The 24,451-nt window shown below is 66.1% G+C and carries 21 protein-coding genes; 9 read left to right on the top strand and 12 right to left on the bottom strand.

Annotated elements, in window-relative coordinates:
- Positions 1-105: 105 nt before the first annotated feature.
- From GFY24_RS30720 to GFY24_RS30705, 4 genes are all read right to left on the bottom strand, one after another.
- The gene (locus GFY24_RS30720) at positions 106-2,319 is read right to left on the bottom strand and encodes a bifunctional SulP family inorganic anion transporter/carbonic anhydrase (protein ID WP_153808603.1); all 2,214 of its coding nucleotides are present in this window, start codon (positions 2,317-2,319) and stop codon (positions 106-108) included.
- 209 nt (positions 2,320-2,528) lie between these two features.
- Entirely contained in the window at positions 2,529-4,778 is a 2,250-nt protein-coding gene (locus tag GFY24_RS30715; RefSeq protein ID WP_153808602.1) for a SulP family inorganic anion transporter, read from the bottom strand.
- A 186-nt stretch (positions 4,779-4,964) separates the two neighbouring features.
- A complete protein-coding gene (locus GFY24_RS30710; protein ID WP_153808626.1) occupies positions 4,965-5,858 on the bottom strand; it encodes an LLM class flavin-dependent oxidoreductase in 894 nt (297 codons plus the stop codon).
- A gap of 70 nt (positions 5,859-5,928) precedes the next feature.
- Positions 5,929-9,231: a hypothetical protein gene (locus GFY24_RS30705; protein ID WP_153808601.1), complete on the bottom strand. Its 3,303-nt coding sequence runs from the start codon at positions 9,229-9,231 to the stop codon at positions 5,929-5,931.
- Between the two features lie 242 nt (positions 9,232-9,473).
- Here GFY24_RS30705 and GFY24_RS30700 point away from each other — a divergent pair, with 242 nt between their 5' ends.
- Positions 9,474-10,205 (top strand): peptidase S1, encoded by a 732-nt coding sequence (locus GFY24_RS30700; RefSeq protein ID WP_153808600.1) that lies wholly within the window; start codon positions 9,474-9,476, stop codon positions 10,203-10,205.
- Positions 10,206-10,220: 15 nt separating this feature from the next.
- On the opposite strand, the gene GFY24_RS30695 is transcribed toward GFY24_RS30700, so the two are convergent.
- Positions 10,221-10,901 (bottom strand): alpha/beta hydrolase, encoded by a 681-nt coding sequence (locus GFY24_RS30695; RefSeq protein ID WP_309231532.1) that lies wholly within the window; start codon positions 10,899-10,901, stop codon positions 10,221-10,223.
- A gap of 62 nt (positions 10,902-10,963) precedes the next feature.
- Complete coding sequence (locus tag GFY24_RS30690; RefSeq protein ID WP_153808598.1) at positions 10,964-11,335, bottom strand: hypothetical protein; 372 nt, start codon at positions 11,333-11,335, stop codon at positions 10,964-10,966.
- A 144-nt stretch (positions 11,336-11,479) separates the two neighbouring features.
- On the opposite strand from GFY24_RS30690, the gene GFY24_RS30685 reads away from it, so the two are divergent.
- Entirely contained in the window at positions 11,480-12,367 is an 888-nt protein-coding gene (locus tag GFY24_RS30685; protein ID WP_228566792.1) for a M23 family metallopeptidase, read from the top strand.
- 79 nt (positions 12,368-12,446) lie between these two features.
- On the top strand, positions 12,447-13,001 hold the full coding sequence (locus GFY24_RS30680) for a peroxiredoxin-like family protein (protein WP_153808597.1): 555 nt from the start codon (positions 12,447-12,449) through the stop codon (positions 12,999-13,001).
- On the opposite strand, the gene GFY24_RS30675 is transcribed toward GFY24_RS30680, so the two are convergent.
- Positions 13,002-14,246: a cytochrome P450 gene (locus tag GFY24_RS30675; protein WP_153808596.1), complete on the bottom strand. Its 1,245-nt coding sequence runs from the start codon at positions 14,244-14,246 to the stop codon at positions 13,002-13,004.
- Between the two features lie 349 nt (positions 14,247-14,595).
- On the opposite strand from GFY24_RS30675, the gene GFY24_RS30670 reads away from it, so the two are divergent.
- On the top strand, positions 14,596-15,030 hold the full coding sequence (locus GFY24_RS30670) for a hypothetical protein (RefSeq protein ID WP_153808595.1): 435 nt from the start codon (positions 14,596-14,598) through the stop codon (positions 15,028-15,030).
- A gap of 17 nt (positions 15,031-15,047) precedes the next feature.
- Here the strand turns inward: GFY24_RS30670 and GFY24_RS30665 are convergent, their stop codons facing one another.
- Positions 15,048-15,662, bottom strand: coding sequence for a cutinase family protein (locus GFY24_RS30665; protein WP_153808594.1), 615 nt, complete (start codon positions 15,660-15,662; stop codon positions 15,048-15,050).
- 226 nt (positions 15,663-15,888) lie between these two features.
- On the opposite strand from GFY24_RS30665, the gene GFY24_RS30660 reads away from it, so the two are divergent.
- Both GFY24_RS30660 and GFY24_RS30655 read left to right on the top strand, forming a co-directional pair.
- Positions 15,889-16,560, top strand: a complete 672-nt coding sequence (locus tag GFY24_RS30660; RefSeq protein WP_153808593.1) for a methyltransferase domain-containing protein — start codon at positions 15,889-15,891, stop codon at positions 16,558-16,560.
- Positions 16,561-16,809: 249 nt separating this feature from the next.
- Positions 16,810-17,253, top strand: coding sequence for an SRPBCC family protein (locus GFY24_RS30655; protein ID WP_153808592.1), 444 nt, complete (start codon positions 16,810-16,812; stop codon positions 17,251-17,253).
- Positions 17,254-17,257: 4 nt separating this feature from the next.
- Here the strand turns inward: GFY24_RS30655 and GFY24_RS30650 are convergent, their stop codons facing one another.
- The gene (locus GFY24_RS30650; protein ID WP_309231531.1) at positions 17,258-17,737 is read right to left on the bottom strand and encodes a universal stress protein; all 480 of its coding nucleotides are present in this window, start codon (positions 17,735-17,737) and stop codon (positions 17,258-17,260) included.
- A 110-nt stretch (positions 17,738-17,847) separates the two neighbouring features.
- Between GFY24_RS30650 and GFY24_RS30645 the strand changes: the two genes are divergently transcribed.
- Entirely contained in the window at positions 17,848-19,095 is a 1,248-nt protein-coding gene (locus GFY24_RS30645) for an Ig-like domain-containing protein (protein ID WP_153808623.1), read from the top strand.
- 366 nt (positions 19,096-19,461) lie between these two features.
- Here GFY24_RS30645 and ligD read toward each other — a convergent pair whose 3' ends face one another.
- Positions 19,462-20,424 carry a non-homologous end-joining DNA ligase gene (ligD, locus tag GFY24_RS30640; protein ID WP_153808591.1) on the bottom strand — a complete coding sequence of 321 codons (963 nt, stop codon included), beginning with the start codon at positions 20,422-20,424 and terminating at the stop codon, positions 19,462-19,464.
- A gap of 178 nt (positions 20,425-20,602) precedes the next feature.
- Between ligD and GFY24_RS30635 the strand changes: the two genes are divergently transcribed.
- Positions 20,603-21,481 (top strand): SGNH/GDSL hydrolase family protein, encoded by an 879-nt coding sequence (locus GFY24_RS30635; RefSeq protein ID WP_194853081.1) that lies wholly within the window; start codon positions 20,603-20,605, stop codon positions 21,479-21,481.
- 62 nt (positions 21,482-21,543) lie between these two features.
- On the opposite strand, the gene GFY24_RS30630 is transcribed toward GFY24_RS30635, so the two are convergent.
- Positions 21,544-22,095, bottom strand: coding sequence for a TerD family protein (locus GFY24_RS30630; protein ID WP_309231529.1), 552 nt, complete (start codon positions 22,093-22,095; stop codon positions 21,544-21,546).
- A 20-nt stretch (positions 22,096-22,115) separates the two neighbouring features.
- Positions 22,116-22,793, bottom strand: coding sequence for a macro domain-containing protein (locus tag GFY24_RS30625; protein ID WP_153808589.1), 678 nt, complete (start codon positions 22,791-22,793; stop codon positions 22,116-22,118).
- 71 nt (positions 22,794-22,864) lie between these two features.
- Here GFY24_RS30625 and GFY24_RS43475 point away from each other — a divergent pair, with 71 nt between their 5' ends.
- Positions 22,865-24,442, top strand: coding sequence for an ADP-ribosyltransferase domain-containing protein (locus tag GFY24_RS43475; protein ID WP_309231528.1), 1,578 nt, complete (start codon positions 22,865-22,867; stop codon positions 24,440-24,442).
- The last annotated feature ends 9 nt before the right edge of the window (positions 24,443-24,451 follow it).

Below are 24,451 nucleotides of genomic sequence, written 5' to 3'. Positions count from 1 at the left end.
GGTAGGCCGGAGATCGCCGGCCATCCAAACCCGAAGCCCCACAACGACAATCAAGCTCGAAATCGGCGACCGGGCGTATACCGGTCGCCGATTCGAGGTTCAGCCTCAGTGCACGGAGGAGATCGCCAGGGCCGATAGGTCGGGGTCCGTTATTTCGGAGAGGCCGTTGGCGGTTACCTGCATGACTCGGGCCGAGCCGATATCGAAGAAGAGGCCGGAGACTGCCACGCCGCGGCGCAGCATGGCGTCTCGAACCACCGGGTGGGTGCGCAGGGTCTCCAATTGGATGGCCACGTTGACCATGGCGAGCTGGTCGGACGCGCCGAAGCCGGCCGCCGCGGCGGCGTGGCCCACGGAGTGACCGCGTTGCCAGCGGTCGAGTGCGGGTGCGGCGTTGACGAGCCAGTTGCCCAGGCCGGGGCCCGCGGTGACACCGTCCAGGACGGCTTTCATGGCACCGCAGGATGAATGTCCGCACACCACAACGTGATCCACTTTCAGCTCCATCAGAGCGAACGACAGTGCGGCTTCCATGGAGGTGTCCCGGCCGTTCGACAGCACCAGGTTTCCGACATTGCGGACGGTGAACAGGTCGCCGGGCCCGGTATTGGTAATAAGATTCGGGACGATTCGGGAGTCCGCGCACGTCAGGAAAAGCGAGTGCGGATTCTGGCCGTCGCGGAGTTCGTCCAGATGCGGGCGGACCACGTGCGCATTGCGCCGATGGAAAGCGCGCACGCCGGTGGTGATCGGATTGCCCTCGCCTTCGCGCCACGGGCGCAGCGCCTCGTCGAGCAGCCCCCGGGAGCGGCCGCGCACCGGCGGTCCGGTGAGCGCGTCGGCCATCGGAGCCGACCCCAGCTCCACGAATTCGACTCGGCCGCCGGTGTTCTCGTGCTGCGCGGCCCAGTCGTGAATGGCCTCGTAGGCGGCGTGGTCGATGAAGTCGACGCTCATTTCCACCAGCACGGTGCTCCCAGCGGGAACCTTCGCCAGTTGCGCCGAGAGCTTCGGCAGCGCGAGGAAAGTACACGTGCCCTCGATACTGACCATCCAACGATCGGTTCCGACAATGGGATCCGCCGACACCGTCACCCGGACCACCCGCCACAGCAGCAGCGCGAACGCCAGCACCAACCCGATGAGTACGCCCTCGAGCAGATTCAGGAACACCACCGCGACCACTGTCACCACATAGACCAGCAGATCGCCGGTGCGCCGAGCCAGCCGAATATGCGCCAGCTTCACCAGTTGAACGCCGACCACGATGAGCAGTCCGGCCAGCGCGGATTTGGGAATCTGCTGTACCACCGCGACCAGCGCGACCGAGAACACCAGTATCCAAATCCCGTGCAGGAGAGCCGAAGCCTTGGTGCGCGCACCGGCCTGCACATTGGTCGCACTGCGCACGATCACGCCGGTGACCGGCAGTCCGCCGAGCAGTCCGGAGGTCACATTGGCCGCGCCCTGCGCCACCAGTTCCTTGTCGAAATTGGTGCGCGGCCCGGTGTGCATCTTGTCCACGGCGACCGCGGAGAGCAGGCTCTCGACACTGGCGATGAGCGCGATGGTCAGTGCCGCCAGCGCGACCGCACCCCAGCCACCGGAGGGAATCCGCGGCAGCCCGATGGCGTCGAAAAGCGATCCGCTCAACACGATTCGCTCCACATTGCCGGGCACGATCAGCGACAGCCCCGTGCCGATGACAATGGCGACCAGCGGTCCGGGCAGCGCCCGCAGCCTCCCGGGCACGTACTTCCAGGTCAGCATGATGACAATGACGACCGCGCCGATGAAGAAGTCGTCACTGTGCAGTTCGAGCAATTCGCCGGGGAGTTCGACCAGGTTCTCCCAGGCACTGCTGTGCGACGCCCCTCCGAGCAGCACATGCAGTTGCTGTAGCGCGATGGTGATGCCGATCCCGGCGAGCATGGCGTGTACCACAACCGGCGCGATGGCCAGCGCGGCGCGGGCGATCCGACTGAGGCCGAACAGGATTTGCAGGATTCCGGCCGCGACGGTGATGAAACAGGCTGTCTTCCAGCCGAATTGGTTGATGGTCTCGGCAACCACCACGGTGAGTCCGGCGGCGGGGCCGCTCACCTGCAGTGGTGATCCGCCGAGCAGTCCGACCACCACGCCGCCGACCACGGCGGCAATGAGACCGGCGGCAATCGGCGCGCCCGAGGCGACGGCAATGCCGAGAGATAGCGGGAGTGCGACCAGAAAGACCACGATGGAGGCGGGTAGATCGTGGCGCAGCAGGGTGGTGGACCAGCGGTCCGCTCTACCTGGCGGCGAATCGGTGTCGGTGGACATCTCGGCTCCTTCTCCGGACCCGAGGGATCCGGAAGCGTCGAACATGTTCTGTGGGCATCGAATTGATGCTGTGGACGGCTTTGGCCACAGACTCACCGGACGAGCTTCGGCCAGATTAGGAGTAAAGACTTAGTAAAAGCTGAGAAAACCGATGCCACAATGTGAAACGGGCGTGAACCCTTTCGGATTCACGCCCGACGTTGCGTAACCTACGCCGTTCGCCCTACGCCGACGGTTTGCACGCGACCTCCGACACGGATCTGCGGCACACCGTGATCGCCGATCTCCGCGATCCCGTCCACCGTAACCTCCGCTACGCGCGCGGTGGCGATATCGAAGAACAGACCCGAGAGCACCACGCCTCGCTCGACCACACCCCGGCGCACCACCGGATGCGCGTACAGCGTCTCCAGTTGCACGGCCACATTCACCATGCCGAGCTGATCGACCGGCCCGAATCCGGCGGCAGCGGCGGCCACCGCGACCGGATGCCCGAGCCGGAAACGGGCCAGGCTCGGCCGCGCATTGGCCAGCCAGCCGTCCAGATCCGAACCGGTGACGGCCTCGGAGTGCAGGGCCTCCATGGCGCCGCACCCGGAGTGCCCGCACACCACCACCGACCGCACATCCAGTTTGTCGAGGGCGTAGACGAGCGCGGCCTCCATGGACGTGTCCTGCCGGTCGGCCGGAATCAGATTGCCGACATTGCGGATCGTAAAGAGGTCGCCCGGACCACTATTGGTGATCACGTTCGGCACGATCCGCGAATCCGCGCAGGTGACGAAGAGCGAATCCGGCTCCTGCCCATCGCGCAGCACCCCGAGATGCGGCCGCATCACATGCGCGTGACTGCGGTGGTACGCGGCGACGCCGGCGACGATCGGATCGACCTCGGCCCCTGTGCGCCGCCACGGCCCGAGCACCTCGTTGAGCATGTGCCGGGAGTGTCCACGCGCGGGCGGCCCATCGGTCGCGCCCGCCATGCGCACGGTGCCCATCTCGACGAATTCGACTGTGCCGCCCTCGGTTCGATATTCGGCGACCCATTCCTGCACCGCGTCATGGGCGGCGTGATCGAGGAAGTCGACGGACATTTCGATGACGACATCCGCGCCGGTGGGCACCTTGGCCAGTTCGGCGGTCAGCTTCGGCACCGCCAGGAAGGTGAAGGTGCCGTCGACGGTGACCCGCCAGCGCCCGGTCTCCACGGCTTCGGCGTGCACCGAGACCCGCACCAGCCGCCACAGCAGCAGCGCGAAGGCCAGCACGAGCCCGACCACCATGCCCAGCAACAGATTCCAGAACACCACCACGACCACCGTGGCCGCGTAAACCACCAGGTCGCCGGTGCGCTGCGCCCGCCGGACATGCGCGAGCTTGATGAGCTGGATGCCGACCACGATGAGCAGTCCGGCGAGCGCGGCCTTGGGAATCTGCCGCACCACCCCGACCAGCGCGACCGAGAACAGCAGCACCCACAGACCACACAGCATGGTCGAGGCCTTACCGCGCGCGCCCGCTTTGACATTGGTGATGCTGCGCACGATGACCGCCGCCACCGGCAGCCCGCCGACCAGACCGGACACCACATTCGCGACACCCTGGCCGATCAGTTCTCGATCCAAATCGGTACGGCGAGCAGAGTTCTGCCGTATCCGATCCACGGCGACCGCCGATAGTAGGGTCTCCACGCTGGCGATGAGCGCGATGGTCACGGCCATGAGCGCGATCGCCGCCCAACTGCCGTGCGGAACCCGCGGCAGCCGAAGTTCGTCCAGCAGTGAGCCATTGAGCATGATGTGCTCGACCCGGGTGGGCAGGATCAGCGCCAGCAGCGTGGCCGCGACCACCGCCACCAGCGGCCCGGGCACCACACGCACCGGTGCGGGCAGCCGCTTCCAGGCCACCAGAATGACAATGACGAGCACGCCGACAACGAGGTCGCCGCCGTGCACCGAACGCAGCTCCTGCGGCAGCCCCACAATGCTTTCCCAGGAGGAGCTCAGCGAATTGCCGCCCAGCAGTACATGCACCTGCTGTAGCGCGATGACCACGCCGATGCCCGCGAGCATGGCATGCACCACCACCGGTGCGATGGCGAGCGCGCCGCGGGCGATTCGGCTGAGCCCGAAGAGAATTTGCAGCAGTCCGGCCGCGACGGTGATGAAACAGGTGGCGGCCCAGCCGAATTGATTGATCGATTCGGCGACCACCACGGTGAGACTGGCGGTCGGGCCGCTGACCTGAAGTGTGGAACCGCCGATGAGTCCGGCTACCACCCCTCCCACGACGGCGGCGATCAAACCGGCGGCGACCGGGGCTCCGGCGGCAACGGCAATACCGATGGAAAGCGGCAACGAAACCAGGAATACCACCAGGGAGGCTGGTAAGTCGTGGCGTACCAACTCGGCGAGGCCGGGGAGCGACGTCCGGGGAGGCTGTTCGGTGTCGGTGGACATATTTCTCCTTCGCCGGAACGGCGGGGAGCCGCCCGGTTCATCGGTCAACATGTACTGGCATCGAGAGCGAGCGGCGGGCGAGGCTGTGACAGCACGACGCTATGAGAACGGCGTAATCGTAAAGACTCTCCAAAGAATCCGGAAAGAGTTTGCGGACATTGGGGCGAACCGCTACCAAACTGTGACCTAGGCCACTCGGCGGGACTCCACCAATTCGATGGTCGCCTGCAGCACCGCGAGATCGGTTGACGCTGGGACCAGGATGAATTCGTCCAGCCCGGCGGCCTCGGCCGCATCCAGCGCACGGTTGATCGGATCGGCGTCGAAGGTCGTCATGGCCGCCGCGGTGGCGATGGCATTCTTCGAACCCAGGAAGCCCAGGTACTCGGCGGTGAAATCACGCAGTACCACAGCCGAATCCGGCACGCCCAGAGTATAGAAGCAGCCACTCACCAAGCGCGGCACGGCATCTCGTCCGGCCGTGGCCCACGCCTTACGGGCGGAATCGGCGGCCCAGGAGATCTCACCGGGCGAACCACTGAGACTGAACGCGACCACACCGTCCGCCCAGCGCGCCGCCCGCGCCAGCGATTTCGGCCCGAGCGCGCCCGCGAGAATCGGTGGCCCACCGGCCTGAACACACGGCGGCCCAATGGGATCCGCACCCTCGGTATGCGGAGTCCCGGACCAGAGCGCCCGCAACTCCCCCACCCCGCGCTCCAAAGCGTCATGGCGATAACCGAACCCGGCCCCGAGACTGCCGTAATCGTGCGGCCGCGCACCGACCCCGACACCCACCGTCAATCGCCCCTGCGACAGCACATCGATGGTCGCGGCCTGTTTGGCGATCAGAGCCGGTGGATGCGCGGGCAGCACAGCCACATTGGCGATAATCCGCACCCGCGAGGTCAATGCCGCCGCCGCGGCCAGCGTCGTCCACATCTCCGGATTGTGAAAGGTCATCCGCTCACCACAGGAAATACTGGCGAACGGCCCCGCGTCGGCGCGCAAGCACCAGTCAACGGTCGAACTGCGGTCATAGCCCCGGCACATGGTGGGCAATGCGATACCGATATCCATTGGCATACCTTGCCTCCCACCCCACCTAATCCGCGCCGGATTTGCCGCATTCATGCCCGCTTGGAGTTGGCTACTCGCGGGCCATGAAGGTGTTGCGGGCCGCGCGTCGGACATCGGCATCGGGGTGGTCGCGGAGCTCGGTCAGGAGCGTCGACCAGGGTGGGGTCCAACCGAACTTGTTGCCGCACTTGGCGATCAATTCGACCGCTGCCAGCGCTATGGCGGCGGACGGGCCGGTGGCCAGGCCGGTGGCGATCTGCCGCAGCGCGGCGGTGGGAATCTCGTCGGGGATCGGGCCGAGGCGCTCCGCCAGACGGCGGGCCGGGTAGGCGGTGAGGGTGCCTATTGCCAAGGGGGACAGGGCCTGCACCGCGGCGATCGTCTGTTCCGGCTCGGTCCAGCGGATGGCCGCGAAGGTCAATTCGATGACCTGCTCATGCCAGAGCGGGTCCGAGGCGAGTAATTCGATGACCGGGGCGGCGAGCAGTCGACCGTGTTCGGTATTGCGCGGTAGGGGTGTCAACCAGTGCAGCAGTGTCAAGAGGCGTTGGCGCGCAGGCAGATCGCGATCCGGGTACGAGTCATCTGCGTGGTCCAGCAGCCGTTCGACGGCGGCGACGACCGCGGCCGAATATCCGGTGGCACCGGCATCCACCAGCAGCGCCCGCATGGCCGCGGTCCAGAGCCCGACCTGTGACAGATCGGTCAGTCTGGCGACCAGTACATCCCGGGTATCGGGCGGCGACCAGCGGTACCACCGGGTCAGGCCATCCAATGCCTGTGCCGCGACTCGATAGTCCGAGCCCGCCGCGAGGTCACGCAGGAAGGCGGCGAACCGTTCCCGCCGCGGAACGGGGAGCCGTTGCGGTGTGATGTCGAGGACCGCACCGGCCACTTCGGGGTCGGCGACCGCGTCCCGTAGCAGCTCCCACGCTTCGTCCCGGTCGAGCATTCGCCCGGCGGCGAATACCGTGGCGCGCTGGATATCCCGGTGCGTGCCGGGCCGGGAGCCGAGCGCGCGAATAATGGGCATGGCGTCCGGTGCGCGTAGTAACGCGAGCAGCCGCACGCCTTCCTTCACGGCGGTGATCTTCGGCGAATCGAGTAGCGGCGCAAGGGTTTCGCCGAGGCGCGCGGGCGGGATCGAGCGGGCACAGGTGGCAATGCTGCTCACCGCCACCCGGGCGTGATCGTCGCCGACATGTGCGGCGAGTACGGCAATGGCCCGGTCGGGCTCATCGCTGCGCCCGAGCGCGGTCAACGTGGCCTCGGCCACGACCACCTCATCGGATTCCACATACGGCAGCAGCCGGGTGAAACCGCCTGGGAGCAGCCCCATTTGGCGGATCGCGCCCGCACGCTCGCCCAATGAGGCGTTCGCACTCCGGGCGTAACCGTCCAGCAGTATCCCGTAGTTGTCGATGTGATGCGGTGTCCAGCGGTCGATTCCGGTATGGAACAGGGGTACGAAGCGAACCTTCGAGGACAGGAAGCGCCCGGAGGCCGGATGACTCAGCAGACTGTCCAGGAGATCGGTGCGGCGGGTGGCGATGAGATTCTGCGCCTCCCACAGCGTGATGATGGACTGGTCGCGGCGCAGCATGTCATCGAGATTCACATCGCGAGTGGCGGGATCGGCCAGCGCCAATCGCACGGCGCGCCGCACGGTCGCGTCATCGGCGGCACCGCAGGCACGTAGCACCAAGTCCTGTAGTCCGGGGACGCCGAATGCCCGCCGCTCCAGCCCGTCGGCCAGGGTGAGCGCGAGTGTCCAGCGGTCGCGCGCGGCATCGGCTTCCAGGCGCGGGCGCAGCGCTTCGAAGAGTCGATGCTCGGCCCCGCGCGGCAAATTATGGTGCAGCCCAGCCAGATTCAAATGACTGAACGATTCGGCGAGCAGGGCCGAGATGCGCAGTGCGGCCTCGGTGAACGCGGTCTCCCCGGTCTGCGCGCCCCGCACCAGCAGTGTGCGGGTGAGATCGCCGATGGCGGCGGATGTTTGATACGAACGATCCCGAGCCTGCAGCGCGTCGACCACCACCTGCTCCAGCGCGGGCACATGTTCGACGGCCAGCAATGACATCGGCAAGGTGGCGAGGGACTGTAAAGCACTGCACCGCACCGGATCCTGCTCACTACGCATTCGGCGCAGCAGGTCCAGGAGTTCACCCACGACCGCGGTATCGCGACTCCCGGCGACAGCGGTCACCAGCAACGGGTACGCCGCCGCGCGTTCCTCCGCCGTAGGCCGCCGAACCGCCTGCACCAGTACGGGTTTCGCCTCAACCCAGGGCAGTCGGGCGGAGAGCCGTTCGGCGATCTCCGGCACCTCCGCACCGCCGGGCCGGGCAAGCAGCTCCCGGGCCAGGGCCGCTCGCGCCACACCGGGCAGTGCGTCTAGGGTCCGCACGTCCACCTCGCCGGGTCCGAGCCCGAGGCGCATGAGCTGCGGCGTCGCGATCACCGCGCGCCGCGACGGCGGCAACGTACGCAGGAAGCGGTACCGGTCGTACAGTGCGCTCGCGGCGTAGAGCTCGGCCAGCTCGGCATCGGGTAGCACCTGCATGGCCCGCCACAGCGCCGGTCCGGCGAACCCGCGCCCATGTCCGCTGGAGTGCAGCACAAGTCGTCGCACGGCGTCCGGATCGCGGCGTGCCAGCATGCCCGCCACCGGATGCAGGGCCGTGAGCTGCACGTGTTCGACGGCCCGGGCCGCCAGCGCCAGCAATCGCGCGGAGTCATAGCGCGCCGCCGTGTCCACATCGGCGGTGAGCCACCACCACAGTTCGCGCCATTCATCGCGCCCGGCTTCAGCCGCGCCCGCCTCGACATGATCGAAGATCACCCCGATCTGCCTGCGGCACAACGTTCCCCAACTGGGCACCGCGTAGGCCAGCTCGGGCAGTACCTCGGCGACCAGCGCGGGCGAGCAATAAGGCAGCAGTCGAGCGGCCTCGGCGTCACCGAATCGCGCACGCACAGGAGTCACCAGGGCGTCGGCCAGCTCTTCCCGGCCGCCCCGTGCCAGCGCCCGGACCAGGGCGTGGCGCGCACGAAGCGACAGGTTCGGCAGCCGCGGCACGATCACCTCCGGTGCCACACCCAGCCGGATCAGCGCGCCGAGTGCCCGCACCCCGCACTCCAGATCGGCCGAATCCAGCTGTGCCAGTACATATTTCCTATCCCCAGCGACGACCGCCATTCGAATCGCCGTCAAACGCTGATACCGATCGCCGCCCGACAGCTCCCCCAGCAGCCGATCCAGTTCCGGGGTTCCGGCCAGTCGCCGCGCCTCCCGAGCCTCCGCCGTTATGCGTCGCGGTAGCGGCAGCTCCGCGATTCCGGCCAGAAATCGGCTCCCCATTGCAGTCACGTCGGCCACGGTACCGCGATGGGTCGCCGACCGGCCCCCGGATAAAACGTCAAAGGGGACATTCAAGATAAATGAGTCCTAATGGTATGTTTCACTTATTCGGTCCATACATAACTTCTCGACCGATTCGCTGCACCCCGATTTCCAGGTTCACGCATCACGGTTTCCGGTCCGCGCAAGCGGGCGCACTTCCTGCTGTCTATGTCACCTGGCCCCGGCGGCCTCCCTGCGAGAGGTTCGGCATGTTCTCCCTGGGCAACACCTGCAGCGCTATCGGATCCGCTGCCGCCGCAGTGATTTTCAGCCTCGCCCTGCTGCCCTCGGGTACCGCGGCGGCCGCCGGTCCGGCGGTACTCGGCCCCGGCTCGGGCATAGCCATCAGCACCGGCGAAGCCGATAAGTTCTCGCTCTGCACCTTGACCGCCATCGGCTTCGACACGGCCGATCGCCTGGTCGGCATCACCGCCGGACACTGCGGTGAAGTGGGTGCGCGAGTGCTGGCCGAGAAATCGATCGGGACAGGCTTTCTGGGCACGCTCGCCGAGCGCGATTACAACTGGGATTGGGCGGTCATCGAATTCGATCCGGCCCGAGTGATTCCAGTCCGGCAGATCACCTCGAGCGTGGTCGCCGGAATCGGCGAACCACCCGCGCCGCTGCAAATGGTCTGTAAGAACGGCCGCACCACCGGATTCACCTGCGGTCCCGTCTGGGAGGCCCTGGCCTACGGCTTCAGCAGTCATGTCTGCGCCGATTACGGCGACTCCGGCTCTCCGGTAATGGTCGGCGACCAACTGGTCGGCATGATCGTCTCCGGCGAGCCCGTGAATCTCGGCAGCGTGGACGTGCACCTACCCTCCTGCGCCAATCCAGCCAACCCGGTGCACGAGCCCGATCTGGCCACCGGCATAGCCAATGTGCTGGCCGATATCAATCGGCACGGCGGCGCGGGCGCGGGCTTCCGATTGCTCTGAAGCCCGCGCGGCGAGTCACCGGACGGAATCGGCCACCGCCAGCAGGTATTCGGCCACGCCCTTCGGATTCGACAGGGCGACGAGGTGTCCGCCGGGGATCACATCGGCTTCGAGGCCGAGGCGGTCTCGGGCGATGCGCTGCTGTAGGTCGAGAGGGAAGAGGCGGTCGTCCGCGCCTATCAGGGCGTGGGTGGGAATGTCGGGCCAGCGGGTGAACGCGCAGGGGTCGCCGAAGATGCGGTCGGCCTCGGGGCGTGGTTCGGAGCCGCCCGCCAGGGCCTCCGGTGGCACGTCGTGCAGGAAGTAGACCTGTTCGTCGAAATCGCGGGTGTAGCCGCCCGCGTCGGCGGCCGCCAGCCGGGCCGCTGTCGAACCGACGTTCTCGCCCCACTGGCCCGCCGTCTCGCCCGGCTGCGGGATCATCGCGTTCACGAAGACCAGGGCGGCGGGGGTGATGCGCTCACATACCCGTGCGGCGGTGAAGCCGCCGAGGGACTGTGCGACAAGGACATCGCCGCCGGTGGCGGACTTCAGAACGATATCGCGATACTCCGCCAGCCCGGCTTGCTCGTCAGCGCCCGGTAGATCGATCGCGATCGCCTCGCGTCCCGCGGCGGTCAGCTCCGCGACGACCCGATGCCAGTACCACGCCATGCCGCCCGCGCCCGGGACCAGCGCAAACTTTCTCGCGTTCACGGTCATACCGGTGTAGACGCGGCGGCGTCGGCGGATTCATCGGTGCAATGGCGGCCCGATTATCAATTGCCGCCGCCACACCCACCACCACCGCAACCGCCGCCTCCCCCGCAACCACCGCTGCCTCCTCCGCAACCACCACCGCCACCGCCTCCCCCGTCCGAGCCGCCGCCGCAGCCGCTGGAGCTCCCGCTGCAGCCGCTGGAGCTGCCACCGGAACCTGTGGTGGGGCCGCTCCCGCCACCTCCGCCGTAACCGCCCCCACCGGAACCGGCATTCCAGGGGTTGGGCCTGTCCGCGTTGGCCCGGTTCCACATCCAGTAGACGCCGCCCGCGATGGCGAGAATGCACAGCACATCGGCGCCGCTACCGCCGTCCGCCAGTGACGCGAGTATCCAGATGCCGAAAACCACGCCGACGATTGTCTTCCCCATACGTCCAGTAGACGGCGGGGAGCGTTGTCGGGCAATGAATTCCGGTATGCGGGAATTCCGGTCCGGAATCGGCACTGCCGATGATCACAGGTCTGTACAGTTTTTGACACGTCGTGCATTCAATTCTCGACCCGAGGATGAGCCTTGCCGAATCATCGAGTTGCTCCCGGTTCCCTCTCCGTCGCCGACCTGCTCGAGGTGGCCGAGACCCGTTGTCCCAGTAGCCATCGCGCGGAGTCCTATGTCACCGGTCGCTTCAAAGCGGTCGCGGGCGTCGCCATGGCGGCGGGTGCGCTGCTGACCACCGGCGCACATCTGAGCCCCGCCATTGCCGAGGCCACACCGCTCACACCCGCGGATGAGGATCCGGTCGATATCGCCGAACCGGTCTCCGCCCCAGCGCAAGTCGCACCCGCGGCACTGGTGAGTTCACCCTTCGGGCTGGTCGGGCTCGCACCGGAAATCGCGGCCCCGCTCGCCCAGGCCGAACAGACCATCAAAGACCTACAGCAGCAATGGCTTCCGGCGCTCCAGTCGATCCCGGTGCCAACGATTCCGGTGCCCGCGATCCCGGCCCTGCCCACGATTCCGGCCGTCCCCGCCGCACCGCCGCTCACCATCGAACGCACGGTACTCCCGGTGCTGGGCGGCCAGATCAGCTCCGGATTCGGAAACCGCTGGGGCTCATTCCATTACGGGGTCGACATCTCGGACCCCATCGGCACGCCCATCCACTCGGTCCGAAGCGGCACCGTGCTGGACGCGGGCCCCGCGCAGGGCTTCGGCCAATGGGTCCGGGTCCAGCAGGACGACGGCACCATTGCCGTCTACGGCCATGTCAACGATATGTACGTATTCAAAGGCCAGCGGGTCGACGTCGGCCAGGTCATCGCCACCGTGGGCAACCGCGGCGATTCGACCGGCCCGCACCTGCATCTGGAGATCTGGGGCACCGACGGCGTCCGCGTCGACCCGGTGGTCTGGCTCGAGGATAAAGGCGTTCTGATGCAACAGCATTGGGGCGCGGACTGACCACGTGGGGCGGAATCGGCGGTGGTGATGCGCATACTGGATGCAAGCGTGTCCAGTACGTCTACGCAGAGGAGCTCCGATGCCGTTGCCATCCGCCATTCCATCCCGCACCCTCACCACCATCGCCGGCGCGCAGGTGCCGGTCCCCGATCCGAACAGCCTGATACACCTGCAATTTCGCCGGTTCGCCGGATGCCCGGTCTGCAACCTGCATCTGCGCTCGATCGTCGCGCGGCAGCCCGAGATCACCGCCGCCGGCATTCGCGAGGTGGTGGTATTCCATTCCAGCGCAGCGGAATTACGCAAGTACACCGAGGACTTCCCGCTCGACTTGATTGCCGACCCCACCCGCACGCTCTATCGCGAGTTCGGTGTCGAATCCACCCCGCGCGCCCTGCTGAATCCCCGCGCCTGGCCCACCATCATCCGCGGTGTCGCCACCGCGCTGGCCGGCCGACGCCACGGCAAACCCCTCCCGGCGGCCCTACCCGAGGGTGGCCGACTCGGTCTACCCGCCGACTTCCTCATCGCCCCAGACGGCCGAGTCCTCGCCGCCAAGCACGGCACCCACGCCGACGACCAGTGGTCCGTCGACGAACTACTGGCACAGGTGCCCGCACAACCCCGGGCATGACTACGCCGGCACGGGCAGCGGTGGCGAAGCAGTGAAGGCCACCGGGAGAGCGGTCAGGGCGCGATGGAAAGGCCCCGGCCGCCAGGACAATTCACCGGCCGGGACAGCGAGCTCGATTTCGGGGAGGGCGTCCAGCAGTTGGTCTATGGCTTCCTGCGCGATGAGGTAGGCCAGGGGGCTGGCCGGGCAGCTGTGCGGACCCGCACCCCAAGCGAGGTGGGAGCGATTGCCGGAGAATTGGCCCGCGCGGATCGCCGGATCGGTATTGCACGCGGCCATGCTGATCACGACCGGCTGATGAGCCGGCAGCCAGGTGTCCTCGACCAGGACGGGCTGGCGCGGGTAACTGATACAGAAATTGGCCATCGGCGGATCGTCGAACAGGACTTCGTCGAGCGCGTCGCGGGTCGCGAGGCTACCACCCAGGACGCTGCCGCCGAAGCGGTCGTCGGCCAGGATGAGCAGCAGGGTATTGACGATCAGATTCTGCTGCGGCTCGATACCCGCGCCGTAGAGGGTGGCGAGTTGATGCACCATCTCGTTCTCGGTCAGTTCGGCGGGGTGCCGGAGGAGGCGGGTGGTGACATCGTCCCCCGGGGCAGACCTTTTGTGGTCGGCCAGGCGGGACAGCGCCTCGATGAGCAGTTTATTGCCGTGCTCCGCGCCGACACCCTCGAAGATGGCGCGAAAGCCCGGTGCGGCTTGTGCGGCGATATCGGCGGGACAGCCGAGCATATGGTTGAGCACATTGAACGCCAGCGGAAATGCGTAGTCGCGCACCAGATCCGCGGCACCGGTCGCACAGAATGAGTTGATGAGCGTCACCGCTGTGCGCTCCACGGTGCCCTGTAATCCGAATCGATCGACTCCGTTCAGCCCGGCGGCATTGGCCTGCCGATAGCGCGCGTGCGCACTGCCCGCATTGCGCAGTGCGTTGGGCCGCCACTGCATCATCGGCAGTGCCGGGCAGTCGGCGGGCACACCCTCCTGCCAGGCACGCGGATCGGCCGGGAAGCGGTCCGGATCATTGAGAATCCGTACCGCCGTGCGGTATTCGAGCACGAGCGTGGCGGGCACGCCCGGCGCGAGCTCCACGGGGGCCAGTACACCGAATGTCTCCCGCATCTCCCGATAGGCCCGATGCGGGTCCGCGGCGAAGTCGGGACTGTACATCGGAACGCGCGATCCCGCGACCGCGAATCGCGCGACGGCGGGCACGGGTGCGGCGGGGGCCGACTCTGGCATCGAATGAACTCCACACGGTGAACGACACTGCCCCGCCGAACACCGCACATCCCGGACGTGGAACGAGCCACCCTACCGGCGAATCCTCAAACCGCACAGTATCTTTAGCCGCGCGAATCAAATCCGCTGTCCCAGCGGCGAATCCGGGCCGAAAGCCCGCGCGGGGGTACGAATTATCGTGTAAGCCCCCTCGACGGATCCCTTGTCTCCACACCATAAAGTGATAGCTTTTCTCTATGGCCGATTATGGCCGGAGTACCAACTGGACGTATAGGGAGATGCCGTGGCCAGTGCCGTGAAGCTTGCCGCCGCACGGATTTGCGGAGGAATACTCGGGATGGTTGCGTGCGTGGTGGGAATGACCCCCGCGCACGCCGAGGCTCCGCCCGGCCCGGCACTCGTCGACGGCACCATGTATTTCGCCATGGGCGGTTGGAACTGCGCGATCGACGCGGGCGGCACCGTGGGCTGCGATCTCGCCGTCCCGGCCGCGTGGATGAATGTGCTGTACGCCGGTTTACAGGTTCCGGTGCCGAATGTGCCTGCCATCATTATCGATTCGGCTGCCCTGCCCGCGCGCCCCGATTGGATCTCCAATGGCAGCCACACGCTGCCGGGCGGAAACCCGGTATTGCCGCGCCTGATCGCCGCGAGCAACCACGACCCACAATTCTCCGTCACCCATGCCGGAGTCACCTGCCAAATCACCTTCAATGGTGCGGCCACCTGCTCCGCGCGGGGGCACGGGTTCAGCCAATGGGGACCAGTGCCGTTCGGCTACTGACCCCCATGACTCATCGATTACCGGTACCAGACCCCGGAATCCCAATCACCGTAATCCCAGACATTGAAGTCGTACCGACTGTGCGCGCCGCCGAAGAGGTACCCCCACCAACCAGCGGAGGTGTCGCAGATCTGGTCATCGCGGTTGCAGACGGTCAACACCGGGAAGCCGCCGAACCAATCATCGACGCCCGCAAGGGGATAGCCGACGATGCCACTGCCCGGAGTCGACGACAGGCCGCCCCAGCCCGGTCCCGGCGCACGCTTGGGATCGGACAGCAGAATGGCATTGGCATTGTCGACGCCCTGATGAGCGGTGACCCAGGCGTGGACGATGCCCGCGCCCTCACTGTGCCCGATTACCCGGATATGGTCACCCGGGCATTGGTTGCGATGCGACCAGAACAGTCGATCGAGTTCATTCAACCCCGACATCGGGTCGGCGGAGTTGTAGCCGACGGGCTGATTGACGAATGGCGCAAAAATCGACGAGGAGTTGTCGCCGAGACCGCCGATGCCAATCGCCCAGTCGCCAAGGCAGTCATCGGCTTTCGCCGCAGGACTCGCCACATAGGAAATGGAGAAGAGGATTGCCAACAGGAATGCGGCGAAGAGCGCCGTTGCTCTACGCATGATAGTACTTCTTAACTGATCGTGCCCCCGGGTCCAGCCCGGCTTGCAGGGGATGTACCCAGAAATTGCTGGTGTTCTCGACTTCTGACGAAACAGTTATGCAGGCCCTGTTTCTGTAGGCCGTAACGCAATGTCACAGGCCGTTATTCGCGCGCGCATCCGGCTTGCCGGGGATTGACCCGAGGCGGGTTGACCTCGAGTGCGGTCGAGGTTGCAGGGTGGAGGTATGTCCCGAACCGAAATTTGGAACGCCGCCTATGACAACGACACCGCGCCATGGGTGATCGGTGAACCGCAACCGGCGATAGTGGCGCTGGAGCGAACTGGAGCGATCAGCGGGCGAGTACTCGAACCGGGCTGCGGTGCCGGTGAGCACACCATACTGCTGACCACGCTCGGATACGACGTGCGCGGAGTGGATCTGTCCCCCAGCGCCATCGAATACGCTCGCGCCAATGCGCAAGCGCAGGGGGTCCCGAACGCCGACTTCCAAGTGGCGGACGCCCTCGAATTCGCCACGCGCCCAGACTTCGCCGGAGATCCCCCGGGCTCCTCCCCCGCTTTCGACACCATTGTCGACAGTGCACTCTTCCACGTCTTCGGCGCCGACCCGGAGACCCGCGCCGCCTACGTCCGCAACCTCCACGCGGTGTGCAAACCGGGCGGGGTGGTCTTCGTACTCGCACTCTCGGACGCCGAGCCGGGCTTCGGCCCCCGCATCAGCGACTCCGTGATCCGCGAATCCTTCGGCGCGGGTTGGGAATTGGAGGAATTGCGGCCCGACCGCTATCGCGGCCGCGTCACCGCATCGGTGGCCGAGGCAGCGGCCGGCCTCGAGGTATCGGCCGACGGACTCGTCGATTTGGCGGCCTGGATCGCTCGCATCCGGCGGCTCTGAACTCGGCAGACGCGCGGCCCGCGGGGGTAGGCTGCGCGGCGGCCGTGACCACTGATTCCGGCCATCGACACCGAATGCGATTTCATCTGCAATATCGTCATTCACCTGGGCATATCCCCGTGTTGTGCTCTCGTTTGCGGTGTGTCAAGATCGTCGGCGTCGGCTCGGGGGGAAGTTCGTCGGAGGCAGTCGGCAATCTGCGTTGCGCACCCGTTTTGACTCGCCGCCAACATATTTCAAGGAGCCGCCATGGGAGCGCTACTTCTCAGCAGGGATGTGCCGGGATCGCCCGAGTCACTGTTCAACACCATTGTCTCGCCCACGACCTGGGAGCATTGGTTCGGCATTCACCATGATTTCGTCGGCACGCCGCCCGAGCAGCTGATCGAAGGATCCATCGTCGTGTCCGAGGTGCTGTTGCACGGCATGCTGGAGGAGGTCGAGTGGACGGTCACCCGACTCGACAAGCCGTGCCGAATCGCCTTGCGCGGCAAGGGAAAGACCGGCATCCACTACGACCTCACCTACTGGTTGCAGACCACGGACGCAGGTACGAATATCACCGCGGGCGTCACCTTCGCCGGACCGCTCATCACCAATCAGGTGACCAAGGCGCTGGAGCAGCACGGCTACCAGCAGCTGGACAATACCCTCGGCCAACTCGCCGAACTCGCGTGCGCGCTACACGAATAGACCGTTACGGCACCACAGTCACCGGCCAGCGCCCGGATCGCACCAGGCGCACGGCCACCGAGCCCACCAGCCGGTGACCGGCCTGCTGGGAGGCGCCGACCACCACCGCGTCGGCGCCTAGTTCGTCTGCGGCCTTGGCCAATTCGGCATACGGGTCACCGCGCCGGGTCACGAACTCCCATTTGACGGTGAAGATGTCCCGCACCCGCTCGGCGGCGGCTCGAATCTCACGAATCAGGTCATCGGCGATCTCCGAGGTGATCGACCGCGAGTCCACACCGAGCCCGGCCACCATGGGCATGAACGGCTGTACATAAACGATGGCCAGCCGCGCCCGCTGTCGCCGTGCCAGACCGGACGCGTAAGCGGCTGCCCGCCACGAGGGCTCGGAACCGTCCACGCCGACCACGATGACCAGCGGACCGTCGGTCCCTCGTTCGAACCCGGAATCGTCCCGCTTCCTCGGAATCATCTCCTCGGCCACCACTCCACCCTAATTCACTGCTCACGGCATCGGAGCCGGCGTCCGCGCCGATCGAGGAATGGTGTCGGTTGCGCGACGGATCGGTGGAGGTTCCGCCCGGCGGCGCGTCGATGCTTGCGTATTCGGCACATGCTGGCAGGCAATGTGGGCCGGGCCCACCGGGTGAATGGAGGAACGCCGTGGCAATCCGACGTCGTGCACTGCTGATCGGGTTCGCCGGGGGGCTCGGATTGGCCGGCTGCGCACGGGAACCGGATGCGCCACCCAAGCCCGCGGCGATTCGATTCGAACCCGCCGTACATGAGGCGGGGGCGCGGATGCCCGCGGTGGTGAAGGTCAGCGATGGGACGCTGCGGTCGGTCGAATGGGTCGACGAGACCGGGCGGGTGCTGCCGGGTACGGCATCGGCCGATCAGCGCACGTGGACCAGCGGTGAACCGCTCGGCTATGGGCACACCTATACGGCGAAGGCCGTCGCGCATGGTGAGACCGGCGATATCACCGCGACCACGATCTGCACCACGCCCGTACCCGATCAGCTGGTCGATGTCTCATTGCGCTCGGCGACCATGGTCGAGTTGGTCGAAAACGATACGTACGGAGTGGGTTTCGTGGTGGTCGCGCACTTCGACGGACCAGTCGACCGGGCCGCCGCGGAAGTCTCTTTGAAGGTCGTCACCGAGCCCGCCGTGCCGGGTGGCTGGTATTGGCTCGACGATCGCAATCTGCACTGGCGGCCGGAGTTCTACTACGCGCCGGGCACCCGGGTCACCGTTGCCGCCGAACTGTTCGGGGTCGCGCTCGGCGAAGGTAGCTACGGTGCTCGCGATCAACGGGTTTCGGTGCTCATCGGCCCCGCCCACGTGGCCATCGCCGACGACAACACCAAGATGATCGACGTCTTCGAGAACGGAAACCTGGTGCGCAGCATGCCCACCTCCATGGGCAGGGGCGGCACCGCGGTGGTCGGCGGCCGCCTCCTCTCCTTCTGGACCCGCCCCGGCACCTACACCGTCCTGGACCGCCAGCACCCGGTCGTCATGGACTCCTCCAGCTACGGCCTCCCCACCAACTCGGGCGTCGGCTACCGCTCGACCATCGACCACGCCGTCCGCATCAGCCACGACGGCATCTTCGTCCACGCCCTCGCCCAAAGCGTCTGGGCTCAAGGCAATACCAACGTCTCCCACGGCTGCCTCAACATCTCCCCCGACGACGCCACCTGGTTCTTCGACTACGTCATCCCCGGCGACGTAGTAGAAGTCCGCAACACCGGCGGCGCCCCCCTCGACATCTGGCAAAACGGCGACTGGACCATCCCCTGGCCCGACTGGTTACGCGGCAGCGCCCGAGCCTGAAGGTCAATCCTCGTCGTCCTGTGACGGCTTATTGCGACGCTGATGCCGACCGCACCGTCCTCCATGTGGGCCACGCGGTCAGCTCGCCGCCAGGACCCGCTCGAGCGTGGCGTAACCTGCTGGTTCCCAGGTCGGTTTGCCCCCGGGCAGACGGCGCCTGCCGTTCTGCCCGATCGCGATCAGGCCCAGGGCACGCAGGACAGCCCAACCACGGGCCCTGGTGATGGTCGCTTCGTCGGCCAATTGAGCACGGCGATCGCGGCACTCAGCCTGAGATGATCGAACCTGGATGCCTCGTTGACCGAATCCTCTTCAGTACCAATATCATTGAGTTTTCGAGTCGGTCAATCTGACCCGGACCCCTGCTCAGATGTTGTCATCAAGGTCAACGACTTCGAGCTTGTCGCGGTCGGCCCACTCGAGGAGAGGTTCGAGGTCGAAGACGGCTTGATCTATGCCTGCGTGTAGGTCGCCTAGTTCGGCGTAGCGGGTGGGGACTGTGGTCATGGTGAAGTCGCGGGGGTGGAGGGTGGGGATTTCGGTCCAGTGGACGGGGGTGGAGACTGTGGCTTCGGGGACGCCTCGGACGGAATATGCGGCTGCGATGGTGTGGTCGCGGGCGTTTTGGTTGTAATCGACGAAGAGCATTTTGGGGTCTCGGTCTTTGCGCCACCAGGCGGTGGTGACGTCGGCGGGGGCGCGGCGTTCTATTTCGCGGGCGAAGGCGAGGGCGGCTCGGCGGACGTCTTGGAATCCGTAGTGGGGGGTGGTGCGGACGTAGATGTGTAATCCCTTGCCGCCGGAGGTTTTCGGCCAGCCGACTGCGCCGAGTTCATCCAGTACCTCGTGGACTATGCCTGCCACCCGCTGTACTCGGGACCATGGGCAATCCGGCATCGGGTCCAGGTCTATGCGCCATTCATCGGGCATTTCGGTGTCGAAGCGGCGGGAGTTCCAGGGGTGAAACTCTACGGTTGACATTTGTACGGCCCAGATCACGTCGGCGAGTTTGTCGACGCATAGTTCGTCGGCGGTGCGGCCGTAGCGGGGAAAGTGCAGTTGGACAGTGGGAATCCAGGGTGGAGCGCCGGCGGGTATGCGCTTCTGGTGGACCTTGCCGCCGGGGAGACCCTTGGGGAATCGGTGCAGCATGCAGGGGCGGTTGCGGAGTGCGTTGACTATTCCGTCGCCGACGCTCAGATAGTACTGAGCCAGGTCGAACTTTGTTGCTCCGGTTTCGGGGAAATACACGCGATCTGGATTCGATATGCGCACCGTGTGGTCGCCGACCGTTAGTTCTATAGACGGAGATGCCGACTTACTGGCCATCTGTCCGACAGTATCCGAAATGTATTCGGGCCTGCGGCGCGCCGCCACGGTTCCCGGAAAAACATTGACATTGGCGCGAAACTCACTCAGCCGAAGATTCGCCTACTACGAGTCCGGAGGTTCGCGCGCCGTGAAGATGGTTCGTACCGCACGAAATACAGTGCTTACGCTGGGCGTGTTGAGTGTTTGCTGGACAGCGGTTCCGGCGCAGGCCGCTCCCGTGACCTACCGGGAGTATGTCGCACTCGGCGACTCCTGGACCGCCGATGTCTTCACCACCCTGCCACCGTCCACCACCGATGTGCCGATGGACTGCACCCAGTCGCCCACGAACTATCCGCATCAGGTCGCGGCCGCGCTCGCCGTGCCGATCTTCCGTGATGCCAGCTGCGCGTCCGCGACCACCGTCGATATGACCAATCCGCAGCGGCTACCGCTGGGCGGAGTCAACCGGCCCCAATTCGACCAGCTCACGGCGACAACCGATCTGGTCACCCTCGGCATCGGCGGTAATGACATCGGCTTACAAATCCTCGCCATGCACTGCCTGCAATTCATTCCCAGCAGCGCCTCCGGTACCGAAACCGCCGCCTGCGCAACGAAACCCACCGCGGGCAAGCCCGATCGGACAACCGCGAAGATCATGGCCACCGGACCGCTGGTGCAGTCCGTCATCGCCGGAATCCGCCAGCGCGCTCCCAAAGCCCGCATCCTGCTCGTCGACTACCTGAACGCGCTACCCACCAACGGCAAGGGCTGCCGCCCGAACGTTCCCGCCAACGATGTCGACGTCGCCTATCTCCGAGACAAATTCGCCCAGATGATCGGCATGCTCTTCCAGGCGGCCGCCGCGTCCCATGTCGAATACGTCAATACCTACACCCCGAGTACCGGACACGATGTGTGCCAGAACGCGGCCACCCGGTACGTCGAGGGCATCTCCTTCACCTCCCCGCACAACAACCCCGGACTCGCCTACCCGTTGCACCCCAATGGTCTCGGCGCGGCCGCCCAAACCACCGCGGTGCTCGATCAGATCAAGCGCGGGACGGTATGACTTCGCCGGAATACCGGGCCACCTCGGTAGACGACACGGGCCCGGCGAGTAGCGACGAACGGTCACTGTAGGTAGGGGCCGAGCAGCGGTGCGGCCTCGACAGGATGCCGCGCCGCTATGCCCGCGGCGATCTCGCGGAATCCCCAGGTGTCGGCGTCCCGGAACAGGACGCCCACGACGAGTCCCGGATAGGGCAGGTCACTGAGTTCATAGCGCTTGACCTCCGTGCCGGAGGCTCCATTCACCAAGCGGCAGAACGCATTCTCGACCTCGTCCAGTTTTTGACCGGTGTAGCAGGTCACCAGCAGCACCACCGCCGTCACATGCGGTGCGAGCCTGGTCAGGTCGATGCCGATGACCTCGTCGTCACCCGGACCCTCGCCCGTCAGGCTGTCACCGCCGTGCCGGATCGCGCCGTCCGCGGAGCTCAATTGCTCGTGATAGACCACGTCGACCAGCCGGTCCGCGCTGAAGATCAGTGCCGCCACATTCAGATCGATCTCCATCGATCGCCCGAACCATTTGGGCCGGGCGGGATCCCAGCCCAGCCCCACGGTGAGATGTTCGAGCGTCCCGCCGCCCGCTACCGTCAAGATTTCGTATGAATCGCCCACCGCGCAAACATAATCCAGTATCAGCGTTTGGTTGCGGGGCGGGCGGATCGGGTGATGCGCACCGGCTTGTCGGCGGGGGCGTTCTCGATATCGTCGAGTTGGGCGATGATCGTGGCGCGCAGATCGTCGTAGTCGTCGAAGGTGTAGTCGTTGAACAGGGTGTAGCCCGTCCACATCAGGTTGGCGCAGACGCGCGCGGGGACACCGCCGGTTCGAGCGCCCATACCGACCAGGGCCACGGACTTGATACTGCCGGGGGATTCACTGTTCTGCCGATGGATGGCCTGGAAGGCGGCCGCACACGCCAGCGCGACATTCAGTGTCTCGCTTACGTTCTGGACCGAGGCCTCCATGGTCGGAGTCGAGATCAGGAACTTCGGATTGATCGCGCCGGCCGACACACAGACCGCGCTGCCGACCGGGAGGCGGCCGTCGAACCGATCCCGAATCGCCCGCTGCACGCGCAATTGGATGCCCGCACCGAGATGCCGCTTGATGACGGCATCGACTCCGCCATCCATCGAACCCCGGGAATTGGTCGGGGTGACCCACGCGTCGACATGCTCGTCGACGATCGAACCCCGGCGGATCTCGATCTCCGGATGCTCGGCGAACGCCGCGCGCCACGACTCGACGACCTGGGTATTGATATCGGTCAAAACCACCCGCAGCGGGGTCTGTACCTGGTTCGTGCTCATGCCCATGAAGCTACCGTGACCCACCGACATGCCCTCTGCCAGAGGATATTTCATGACATATAGTGCCCACCGTGAGCGAGACCGATCCCCTGGCCCTGGCCGAATTGTTCAATGGCGGCGACGAGCCGTGGCTGCCCGTCCTGCGACCCGTCATCGAGGCGCAGCCGGGCGCGGAGACCTTCATCGGGCCGGGGCGCGGGCCGCAGATCGTCCCGGTTCGCGAACTCACCTTCCAGGCGCTCAAACCCAATCCGCCGCATAAGTGGAAGGTCGTGGTCTTCGGCCAGAACCCGTATCCGCGACCGGAGAGCGCCACCGGAATCGCCATGTTCGACAATGCCTTTCACGATTGGAAGGACAGCCAGTTCGGGCGGGTCATCAGTATTCGCTGCCTCATCAAGGCGGCGGCGATGTGGAAGTACGGCATACCCAAGAAGACGCCGATCGCCGATATTCGCGCACTCCTGCGCGAGCGGGACACGGTGCAGCCGCCGGAGTGGTTCCAGGCCATGCTCACCCAGGGCGTCCTGCTGTTGAACGCGGCGCTCACCGCCAGTAGCGACGGGGCGCTGGGCACCGATCAGCACACCGCGTTCTGGCGGCCGGTCGCCGAACGGATCATCGAGGAGATCCTGCGCGCCAAACAGGATGCCGACGAGGGCGACCGCGGAGTTGTATTCGCGTGGTGGGGAACTCACGCACGCAGCCTGAAAAAGGTTGTGCTGCAACTCCAGCAGAAGTATCCACTGGTCGAGGTCCGGCACGTGGATCATGCCAATCCGGCGGCGCAGGGCGATATCTTCTGCGACGGAGACCATTTCGCGACAGTGAACGCCGCATTGACGGCCGTTGGGCTGGACGAGATCGACTGGTTGCCGAGCACCGGGTGGGACAGGGCCATCGGCGAGACGGACGACATCTCCGAACGCATGGGCGCGTTCATCGCCTCCACCATGGAGCTGCACCAGCTGTATCTCGAACGGCTCGCCGGGGTCAAGGACGAGGGGCTCACCCTTCCCGCGATCACCGGTGTCTTCGATACCCCACTGATGGACTTCCGCGATGCCCTCGCCCCGCTCGCCGGAGTGCTGTCCGGCCTCGATCGGCACGCTGTGCTGTCACACGAGTTCGGGAAGCGGCGGGTGGACCGGCAGGGCGGGACGCTGTCCGCCGATGCTATTGCGGCACTGCACCTTTACACCTGCGAGTCCGCGTTCTATCGCGCGATCAATGCCGTGCTGCGGTCGCCCGACCGGGCCGGGGTGGTCCCGTATCTCCCCTACCTGCGGCTGCTCTTCACGGCGGTGTCGGGCCTCACCACCCGCACCGAACCGCTGTGGCGCGGGGTCTCCCTCGACCTGCGTGCCCAATATCCGCTCGGGCGGACCGTGACCTGGTGGGGTGTGTCCTCCTGCACCTCCGAGCCGAGCGTGGCCCGCGCCTTCCTCGGAAGTCGCGGTAAGCGCACACTTTTCGAGGTGCGGCCGGCGCGGGCGGTCAGCATTCGGGACTACTCCGCGTTCACCGACGAAGAGGAGTTCATTCTGCTGCCGGGCACTCAACTCGAGGTGACGGATGTCAAGGCCGAACGCGGCGGACTGTGTATCGTGCGACTGACCGAATCACAGGAGCAGCCGCTCGTATCCTGAATGGCTACA

This window comes from Nocardia sp. SYP-A9097 (assembly GCF_009649815.1).
GTDB lineage: Bacteria > Actinomycetota > Actinomycetes > Mycobacteriales > Mycobacteriaceae > Nocardia.
Note: the sequence above shows the minus strand (reverse complement) of the source record. Positions and strands in the feature narration are given on the sequence as shown.